The 9,421-nt window shown below is 63.6% G+C and carries 9 protein-coding genes; 4 read left to right on the top strand and 5 right to left on the bottom strand.

Annotation, left to right across the window (positions count from 1 at the left end; translation table 11 throughout):
- Positions 1-152: 152 nt before the first annotated feature.
- Positions 153-2,147, bottom strand: a complete 1,995-nt coding sequence (locus tag ACYP2A_RS12090; RefSeq protein ID WP_459745221.1) for a sigma-54 interaction domain-containing protein — start codon at positions 2,145-2,147, stop codon at positions 153-155.
- 195 nt (positions 2,148-2,342) lie between these two features.
- Between ACYP2A_RS12090 and ACYP2A_RS12085 the strand changes: the two genes are divergently transcribed.
- From ACYP2A_RS12085 to ACYP2A_RS12070, 4 genes are all read left to right on the top strand, one after another.
- Positions 2,343-3,365, top strand: coding sequence for a Gfo/Idh/MocA family oxidoreductase (locus tag ACYP2A_RS12085; protein ID WP_459745220.1), 1,023 nt, complete (start codon positions 2,343-2,345; stop codon positions 3,363-3,365).
- Positions 3,362-4,153 (top strand): TIM barrel protein, encoded by a 792-nt coding sequence (locus ACYP2A_RS12080; protein ID WP_459745219.1) that lies wholly within the window; start codon positions 3,362-3,364, stop codon positions 4,151-4,153. Before ACYP2A_RS12085 ends, ACYP2A_RS12080 begins: the two co-directional genes overlap by 4 nt.
- Before the next feature lie 31 nt (positions 4,154-4,184).
- A complete protein-coding gene (locus ACYP2A_RS12075; protein WP_459745218.1) occupies positions 4,185-5,129 on the top strand; it encodes a sugar ABC transporter substrate-binding protein in 945 nt (314 codons plus the stop codon).
- 69 nt (positions 5,130-5,198) lie between these two features.
- Entirely contained in the window at positions 5,199-5,522 is a 324-nt protein-coding gene (locus ACYP2A_RS12070) for a hypothetical protein (RefSeq protein ID WP_459745217.1), read from the top strand.
- Here the strand turns inward: ACYP2A_RS12070 and yghX are convergent.
- The 4 genes from yghX to ACYP2A_RS12050 are packed head-to-tail and all read right to left on the bottom strand — an operon-like array spanning position 5,510 to position 9,419.
- Complete coding sequence (gene yghX, locus ACYP2A_RS12065) at positions 5,510-6,397, bottom strand: YghX family hydrolase (RefSeq protein ID WP_459745216.1); 888 nt, start codon at positions 6,395-6,397, stop codon at positions 5,510-5,512. The two genes, ACYP2A_RS12070 and yghX, sit on opposite strands and share 13 nt — an antisense overlap.
- A 60-nt stretch (positions 6,398-6,457) precedes the next feature.
- The gene (locus ACYP2A_RS12060) at positions 6,458-7,579 is read right to left on the bottom strand and encodes an ABC transporter substrate-binding protein (RefSeq protein WP_459745215.1); all 1,122 of its coding nucleotides are present in this window, start codon (positions 7,577-7,579) and stop codon (positions 6,458-6,460) included.
- On the bottom strand, positions 7,576-8,370 hold the full coding sequence (locus ACYP2A_RS12055) for an ABC transporter ATP-binding protein (protein ID WP_459745214.1): 795 nt from the start codon (positions 8,368-8,370) through the stop codon (positions 7,576-7,578). The genes ACYP2A_RS12060 and ACYP2A_RS12055 overlap by 4 nt, the downstream gene beginning before the upstream one ends.
- Entirely contained in the window at positions 8,367-9,419 is a 1,053-nt protein-coding gene (locus ACYP2A_RS12050; RefSeq protein WP_459745213.1) for a FecCD family ABC transporter permease, read from the bottom strand. Before ACYP2A_RS12050 ends, ACYP2A_RS12055 begins: the two co-directional genes overlap by 4 nt.
- Between the last annotated feature and the right edge of the window lie 2 nt (positions 9,420-9,421).

Here is a 9,421-nt window from a genome sequence, read left to right as displayed (position 1 = left end):
CCGCGCCCTGGAAAAAATCGCGCAAGGGCACCGGCAAACGCAAGCCCGCCGCGACGTCAGCACGCAGCGCCAAGGCCGCCACCGGCACCAGCGCAGCCCCTGCCAAGAAGCGCCGCGCCACACGCAAACCACCGGCCTGAAGTCTTTCGCGATCAGTTGCGAAAGCTGTCGGCGCTCAGACCAAAACGCTGCAACTTGTTGTACAGGCCGCCCCGCGATACGCCCAGGCGTTGGGCGGTCAGGCGCATATTGCCGCCGGTGTCGCGCAGTGCCTGAATAATTGCGTTCATTTGCTGACTTTCCAGATCCAGCACAGTGCCGGATAACGGTGTATTGGCAACCAGTGCGCGACGCGGACCTTGCGACAGCTCCAGCGGCAGGTCTGCCGGCTGAATCTGCTCGTGAGTGGCCAGGTTGGTGGCCCGTTCCAGAATGTTTTCCAGTTCACGAACATTGCCGGGCCAGGCATGCGCTTCAAGGATTTCCAGTGCGGCCGGCGCGATGTCGCGCACGTCCTTGCGCAGCGACTGGGCAACGCGGGCGAGAAAGTGCCGCGCCAGCAGCGCAATGTCGTCACGGCGCATGCGCAGCGGCGGCACGGTGACATTGAGCACGTTGAGCCGGTAATACAGGTCTTCGCGAAAGGCGCCATCGGCCACCGCCTGACTCAGGTTGCGGTGGGTCGCGGCAATGATGCGCACATCGACACGCTGGGATTTTTTCGCTCCGACCCGGGTCACCTCGCCTTCCTGTAAAACCCGCAGCAGGCTGACCTGCGCGTCGAAGGCCATGTCGCCGATTTCATCGAGAAAGATGGTGCCGCCGTCGGCCAGTTCGAACTTGCCCGCCGAGCCGCCGCGCGCTGCACCGGTAAACGCACCCTCGACATGCCCGAACAGTTCGCTTTGCACCAGTTCACGCGGAATGGCCCCGCAATTGACCGCCACGAACGGCCCGTGGCTGCGTGGGCTGGCACTGTGAATCGCCTGCGCAAACAGCTCTTTGCCGGTGCCGCTCTCGCCCAGAATCAGGGTGGTCGAATCGCTGCGGCTGGCGATGCGCGCCAGACGCAAGGCGTCCTGCATCACTTGCGAACGCCCTTGAATGCTGTCGAAGGTGTAGCGGGCACGGCTGCCGATCAGCCGTTGAGTAATCTCGCGGATGCGCCGGTTTTCGCGCAGCGAAACAATCTGCCCGCCTTGCGCCAATGGACACACCGACACCAGACAGGCCAGCGAGCTGCCATCCGCCAACTGAAAGGTGCAATCCAGGTCGCGCAGCCCGTCCGGGTCGCGCAGCAGGCGCTCGTAACCAGGCTCGCTACGGCCCAATTGCCTGAACGGCGCGCCCAGCAGCGTTTCGTCGACCTTGAACAATTGCCGCGCATAGCGATTGAGCGCCTTGATGTTCCCTTGATCGTCGAGCACCACCAAGCCTTCGTTGAGCACTTCCAGTACCGTGCGCTGCTCGCTGAGCAACGCTTGCAGCGCCAGTTGTCGCGACACCGCTTCGGCCGCGGCCTGCACCGTGCCCAGGGTATGAAAGTGAAACCAGCCGGGCTCGGCGGTCAGGGTCAGAATCGCCCTGGTCATGCCCTGGCTGTCGCGGATCGGCGCAGCAGCGCAGTGCATGCGCCGACCGCGCAGGCCGCTGGCGAAATTTTCTTCGGCCAGTACATACACCAGCCGGTTTTCGTTCAGCGCCAGCCCGGTGCAGTTGGTGCCTTGCAACGACTCCAGCAAACGGCTGCCGACCGGGGTGATGTCCAGCCCGCAAAAATGCAGGGTCGTGCCTTGCGCGTCGGTGAGGTTGATATGCCCGCGTGGGTTGTAGGCCAGCAAGCCCTGCATGACCTGCGCGGCCGTGGTGATCAGTTCGTGATGCGCTTGCAGGGTCGCCGTCAGGTGCTCGGCGCTGACGAAACTATAGTCGCCGCCCTTCGGGTCGATGCCGGCCTCGACGCAGCGCCGCCATGAAGCCCAGATCAGCGGACGCACCGAGGCTGGACGCTCGCGCTGGCCGGCCTGGCAGGCTTGCCAGGCCTGTTGCAAGGCAGGAATCGGTCCTTCGTTCAAGGCGCTGGCACCCAATGAAGTCATGTAATCGAGGTCTTGGGCATCGAGCGTCATCAACGGAAATTCAGTCATGCCAGCCTGCCTTTTAGTGTCTATTTCTTATACATGTCATTGTAGACATGTCATTTAAATAAACACCCATGGCTTTTTAAATTAACTAAATATTCTTTAATATCAATTACTTGAGAAATGGCACAGGCCTTGCTCTTGCCTGTAGGCGGCCTGCATTTCGATGCCCGCCCCCTCACAATAAAAAGGAGCTATGCCATGAGTACTCAAAAGACCCTGCGTCTCGGCCTGATCGGCGCCGGTCGCATGGGCAGCTTTCATGCCCTGACCGCCGCCCGCCATATTCCCGGTGCAGTTCTGGCGGCGATTGCCGACCCGACGCCTGGCCAGGCAGCAAAACTGGCCGCCCAACTGGGTGTGGACAAGGTCTATACCGACCCGCAGCAATTGATCCTCGACCCCGAGATCGATGGCGTTCTGATCGCCTCTCCGGCCCGCACCCACGCCGAACTGGTGATCAGCGCGGCCGGTGCCGGCAAGGGCATCTTTTGCGAGAAACCGATGGCCATTAACCTTGAAGAAGCCGACCGCGCCATCGAAGCCGCGCAGCAGGCGGGCGTGGTGTTGCAGGTCGGCTTCAACCGCCGTTTTGCCGCCAGCTTTCGCCAGGCGCATCAGGACGTGGTGGCCGGACGCATCGGCACGCCACAGCTGTTGCGCTCGCTGACCCGCGACCCGGCCTTGAACAACCCGGCCGCTTCGCCGCAATGGGTGATTTTTCTGGAAACCCTGATTCACGATTTCGACACCCTCAACTACCTCAATCCCGGCGCGCGGGCGGTGGAAGTCAGTGTCATGGCCGATGCGTTGATCGCGCCGCAGTTCAAGGACAAAGGCCTGCTCGACACCGCGCTGGTGAGCATTCGTTACGACAATGGCGCACTGGCCAGTGCCGAGGCCAGCTTTCAGGCGGTGTATGGCTACGATGTGCGCGGCGAAGTATTCGGCAGCGCCGGCATGCTGAGCATGGGCGACATTCATCACTCCGACCTGCGCCGCTACACCGCCGAGGGCAGCAGCGCCGATACCCTGCGCCTGGACACCGACCTGCTGCGCGATGCCTACATCGCCGAGCTCAATCACTTTGCCGAGTGCCTGCGCAGCGGCAATACGCCAAAGGCTACGGGTGAAGATGCTCGCGCCGCGCTGGTAATCGCCCGTGCCTGCATCGAGTCGTTCCAGCAAGGCCAGCCGGTACGCCTGCAAGGAGAACGTGCATGAGCCATTGCCCGTTCAAACTGGCGGTCAGCGCCGAAATGGTATTTCTCGACCTGCCATTTGTAGAGCGGGTCCAACGCATTCATGCGCTGGGCCTGAGTGTAGAGATCTGGAACTGGACCACCAAGGACATCGCTGCCCTGGCCGCCACTGACGCGGACTTTACCTCGATGACCGGTTATATCGCCGGCAACCTCACAGAGTCCGAGGGCATCGTCAGCCTGCTCGACAGCGCGCGCGAATCGCTGCACATCGCCGAACAACTCAACTGCCCGAGCCTGAACCTGCACGGCACCGGACTTGATGGCAAAGGCCTGCCGGTGCGTCCCGTAGAGATCGTGACCGGGCGTATGTGGCTGAGCGCCTGCAAGACCCTGGAGAAAATCGCGCGCCTGGGCGAAGACGCCGGCAAGGTGTTCTTGCTGGAAAACCTCAACACCGCCGTCGACCATCCCGGCACGCCCTTCGCCCGCGCCGAGGACACCCTGGCGCTGATCGAGGCGGTCGACAGCCCGCACCTCAAGCTCAACCTGGATCTGTATCACGCGCAGATCGGCGAAGGTAACCTGATCGAGCTGATCCAGCGTGCCGGCAACGCCATCGGCGAGATCCAGGTGGCCGATGTGCCGGGCCGCAAGGAGCCCGGTACGGGCGAGATTCACTACCCGGCCATTGCCCACGCGTTGTATGAACAGGGTTATCGCGGCGTGGTCGGGCTCGAAGGCTGGGCCTCGGGCGATTCGCTGCTGGCCATCGAGCGCTTTCGGCAGGCCTTTACCCTTGAGTTTTGATGCACACCTATAACAACAACAGGAAAACATCATGCGCCTCACCCGACTGCTTGGTTTCACCGCGGCCACCCTCGCCGGCTGCCTGACCCTCAACAGCGCCGCCTTGGCCGACTACCGCATCGGCGTCAGCATTGCGCGAGTCGACGATAACTTCATGACTTATGTGCGCAACGGCCTCAACGATGCCGCCAAAAAAGCGGGCGGCGTGACGTTGCAGGTCGAGGACGCCCAGGGCGATGTGGTGCGTCAGCTCAATCAGGTTCAGGGCTTTCTTAGCCAGAAAGTCGACGCGATCATCGTCCTGCCGGCCGACACCGCTGCCATCGCCAAAGTGACCCAGGCGGCAGTCAACGCCGGCACCCCGCTGGTGTATGTCAACCGCCGCCCGGACCAGGCCGTGCTGCCCAAGGGCATCGTTGCCGTGGCCTCTCGCGATGAAGAGGCCGGCCAGTTGCAGATGCGTTATCTGGCCGAAAAAATGGGTGGCAAGGGCAACCTGGCGATCATCATGGGCGACCTCGCGCAAAACGCCACGCAGGGCCGTACCGAGGGTGTGAAGCAGGTGCTCAAGGAGTATCCGGGGATTAAAATCGTCGAGCAGCAAAGCGCCGAATGGCAACGCAGCCGGAGCATGGACCTGACCAGCAACTGGATTCTGGCCGGCTCACAGATCGACGCCATCGTCGCCAACAACGACGAAATGGCCATCGGCGCGGCCATGGCCTTGCAACAGGCCGGCAAGGCCAAGGGCAGCGTGCCGGTGGTCGGCATCGACGGCCTGCCCGACGGTTTGACTGCGATCAAGCGCGGTCAACTGGCCGCCTCGGTGTTTCAGGACCCGACCGCGCAAGCCAGCGGCGCCATGCAGGCGGCGTTGAGGATGATCAAGGGCGAGCCGGTGGACAGCGATGTGTGGGTGCCCTACCAGCTCATCACCCCTGAACAGGTGCCGACCTTCGAACAGCATTTCAAGTAAGTGCCCTACAGCGGCGGCCAGTCATCCATGGCACACTGGCCGCCCTTTTTGCTACCTGACAGCCTCGCCATGTCCCTGACCAAGCGCGAACAGGCGCACCTTGACCGCCGCCTGATCCAGACCCTGACCGAAGCCTGCGAAAGCGCCAAGGCTGAAATCGAAGGCTTTGTGTGGCTGACTCATACCGTCGACTACGCCAGATTGCCCGCCAGCCTGCGGGTGATCTGGGTGTTCGACACTGAAGCCCGCCGACTGGCCGCGCTGGCAGCGGGCCAAAATCAACGAATGATCGACTTCACCGCCATGGCGCTGGCCGAGGCCGGTCTGCAGCTTGATGCCGTGGACCGACATGTGGTCTTCGACAGCGAAGAAGCCGCGCGTTACACCAGATAACGCTTGAACCACGCCAGCGTCCGCTCCCAGGCCAGCGTCGCCGCCGCTTCGTCGTAACGCGGGGTAGAGTCGTTGTGGAAGCCGTGGTTGGCGCCTTTGTAGATGTACGCCTCGTAGGTGGTGCCCGCCGCCTTGAGCGCTTGCTCATACGCCGGCCAGCCTTCGTTGATGCGCGTATCGAGTTCGCCGTAGTGAATCTGCACCGGCGCCTTGATGCGTGGTACGTCTGCGGCCGTGGCCTGGCGACCGTAGAACGACACCGCCGCGCCCAGTTCCGGGTAGGCCACGGCCGCCGCATTGGCCACGCCACCGCCGTAGCAGAAGCCGGTGATGCCGACCTTGCCGGTCGTGGCGTCATGCGCCATCAGCCATTCAAGCGCTGCGAAAAAGTCGTTGAGGAGCTTTTCCGGGCTGACCTGCTGTTGCAGCTCGCGGCCCTTGTCGTCGTTGCCCGGATAGCCGCCCACCGAACTCAGGCCATCGGGTGCCAGGGCAATAAAGCCGGCCTTGGCCACGCGCCGGGCGACATCCTCGATGTACGGGTTCAGGCCCCGGTTCTCATGGACCACCACCACACCCGGCAATTTGCCGGTGGCCTTGGCCGGACGCACCAGGTAACCGCGCACCTGGCCATGACCCTTGGGCGATGGGTAGGTCACGTATTCGGCGACGATGTCCGGATCGGTGAACGCCACCTGCTCGGCCAGTGCATAGTCGGGACTCAGCGCCGCCAGCACGGCGGTGGCGGTCAGCCCGCCCAGGGTGAATTTCGCCGCGCGGTCGATGAACTCACGGCGGTTGATCTGGCCATGGGCGTAGAAGTCGTAGAGCTCCAGCAGCTCGGGGGCGAAGTCTTTGGCGGTGAGACGTTCCATCAATGCGCATCCTGTCGGGTCGGTGGGGTCGGACTGAGTGTTGCCGCATTGAAACATAGCCTATCGCCCGGCAAAACACGCCTGCGCCGCAAAGACAAATGGCGCCTCGACCGGCAGCGTGGTGTAGCGCCTGATCATCTGCCGGTATTGCGCATCCGGGTTCAGGTCCGCCAAGGCCTCGGGCCAGATGGCCTTGGCCAGGTAGTACAGGCCAACAACATTGAACACGCTGTTATAGAACTGATGATGCAGACCCGCGACGCAGGCATCGGGTCCAGCCGCCACCGATGAAAACCCGCGCCGCGCCATCAACTGTTGCATGTGCTGGATGATCGGTGGCGGCGTGGCGCCATAGCCGAAGCCAATGGCCGCCACGCCGTTGCGCAGGCGCTGGGTGCCGGTCATCAGGTAGACATCGGGCCGGGCACGGATCAGGGTTTCCAGCGCCACGCTGCCCGAGCGGCTGCGCAAATAGCGGCTGCCGACATTTTCAGCGCCCAGCGCCTCTATCATCAAACCCCAGGCGGTGTGGCCTTGTGTGTGACAGCACTCCTGATTGCCGGCCTGCCCTGCGCGCACCTCGATGAACACCCGGCGCGGCGGCAGGCGGCGGGTACGCTGTTGCAGGCTGGCCAGTTGCTGACGGTAGTCGCGCACGAATTCGCTGGCACGCGCCTCTTGATCCAGCACCTGACCGAGCAGTTCGACACTGCGCGGCACATTGACCAGCGGATCGGCCTCGGTATCGACGTACACCAGCGGGATATCGAGCCGCTTGAGCACGCTGGACAGCACCGTGTTTTCGATGGCCGCGCGCAATTCGATGCGCGCCACGATCAGGTCGGGATGGCTGCGCAGAATGGCCTCGATGTCCACCTGGCTGCTGGTGAATTGCAGCTCTGGAATCTGCCAGGCGTGCGGCCAGCGTTCGGCCACTTGCCGCCACAGGCTGGGGTCCGAGTTTTGCAGGGCGTTGTTCCAGGCGCTGACCCGCGCCAGCGGTTGCTCACGCTCCAGCAGGGTCAGCAGCAACAGGTCGTTGTTGTCTTGCAGCACGATGCGTTGCGGTGCCGCCTTGATCAGCACGCTGCGCCCGGCCACGTCGATCACCGTGCGTGGATACGCGGCCGCCAGCACAGGCAGGCTCAAGAGCCAGACGATCAGCAACAGGCCATACCTCATTGACCCGCTCCCTCGTCCAGCGGACCGTCGACCGCGATCTGCAAGCGTCCCTGACTGCAACGCTCGACCCGTGCCCGGACCTTGTAGACCCGCGCCAGCATCTCCTCGCTCAGCACCTGCGCAACCGAGCCGGCGCCATACAGGCGTCCGGCCTCGATCACCACCATCTGGTCGGCCCAGCGCGCGGCCAGGCTCAAGTCATGCAAAACCACCAGCACAGTGCGCCCTTGCTCGGTCAGACGCCGTACCATACGCATCACATCGTCCTGATGGCGCAGGTCCAGTGCACTGGTGGGTTCATCGAGCAACAACAGTTGCGGGTCGCGAATCACCGCCTGGGCCAGGCTGACCATTTGCCGCTGGCCACCGGACAAGCGCTCCAGCGGGTGCAGCGCCAGGTCGCTGATGCCCAGTTGCGCCAGCACCTGCCAGGCCTTGGCCTGCTGTTCTTTGGCACCCAGCCGGGCGACCGCCGGGTCACCGCCGCGCAGCGCGCCGAGCAGGGTTTCCAGCACACTCAGGGCCACGCCTTCGGGCAGCGCTTGCGGCATGAAACCGACCCGTTGCGATCGCGCCAGACGCCCGCAACGCAGCAAGTCCAGTTCCCCAAGCTGCAGGTGCCCATCGGCCTTGAGCAGCCCGGCCAAGGCGCGCAACAGCGTGGACTTGCCGGCGCCGTTGGGTCCGACCAGTGCTACCAGGCTGCCGGGCGCGATGTCGGGCAGATCAATGGCGTGCAGCACCTGATGGCGGCGGTAGTGCACATTGAGGCCTTTGACCGTCAGGTTCATGCTCGCCCCCGCTTGAAGATCAAGCTCATGAACAACGGCACCCCGACCAGTGCGGTGACGATGCCGACCGGCAGGATCACGCCGGGAATCAGCTGCTTGCTGGCAATCGCCGACAGCGACATCACCAGCGCGCCCATCAATGCGCTGACCGGCAGAAAGAAGCGGTGGTCTTCACCGATCAGCATGCGCGCAATGTGTGGCCCGACCAAACCGATAAAGCCAATGGTGCCGACGAACGCCACGGCCGTGGCGGCCAGCAGGCTGATGCGCAGCAAGGCGAAAAAGCGCAGGCGGTTGACGTCGATGCCCAGCGTCGCGGCGCGTTCGTCGCCCAGGCGCAGCGTGGTCATCGGCCAGGCCGCACGCAGGCTGAAAGGCAACACCAGCAGCAGCACCAGGCCCAGCGTTTGCACCGCCTCCCAACTGGCGCGGTTGAGGCTGCCCATGCTCCAGAACACCAGTTGCTGCAAGGCATCGGCCGAGGCCACGTATTGCAGCATGGCTACCAAGGCGTTGAAGCTGAACACTAGCGCGATGCCAAACAGCACCAGGGTCTGTACGCCGCCGGTAAAGCTGGCCACCGCTTGCAGCAATAACACCGAGGCGAAGGCAAACACAAAGGCATTGCCGGTCACCAGCCAGTTGTCCGGCACGCCGGGGATGCCGATCTGCAACACGATCGCCAATGCCGCGCCCAGCGAAGCCGCCGATGACACGCCGAGGGTAAAGGGGCTGGCCAGCGGGTTATTGAGGATGGTCTGCATCTCGGCGCCGGCCAGCGACAGCGCCACGCCGACCAGCACCGCCATCAGCGCGAATGGCAGGCGCAGTTCCTGGATGATCACCAGGGTGTCGGCGTCCAGCGCCTCGGGGTTGAACAGCGCCTGCAACACTTCAGTAGCCGAAAAACTTGAAACACCCAGCGCGATGTCGGCGATCAGGCTGGCGATCACCAGTAATGCCAGCACCCCACACACGGCCAGGCGCTTGCGCAGGATGCGCCGGTACGCCAGGTACAGGCCCTCGGCGTCAGTAAGTGGCAGGGCCATGG

The organism is Pseudomonas sp. 3A(2025) (genome assembly GCF_054589175.1).
This window is presented reverse-complemented; position numbering and strand designations above follow the sequence as displayed.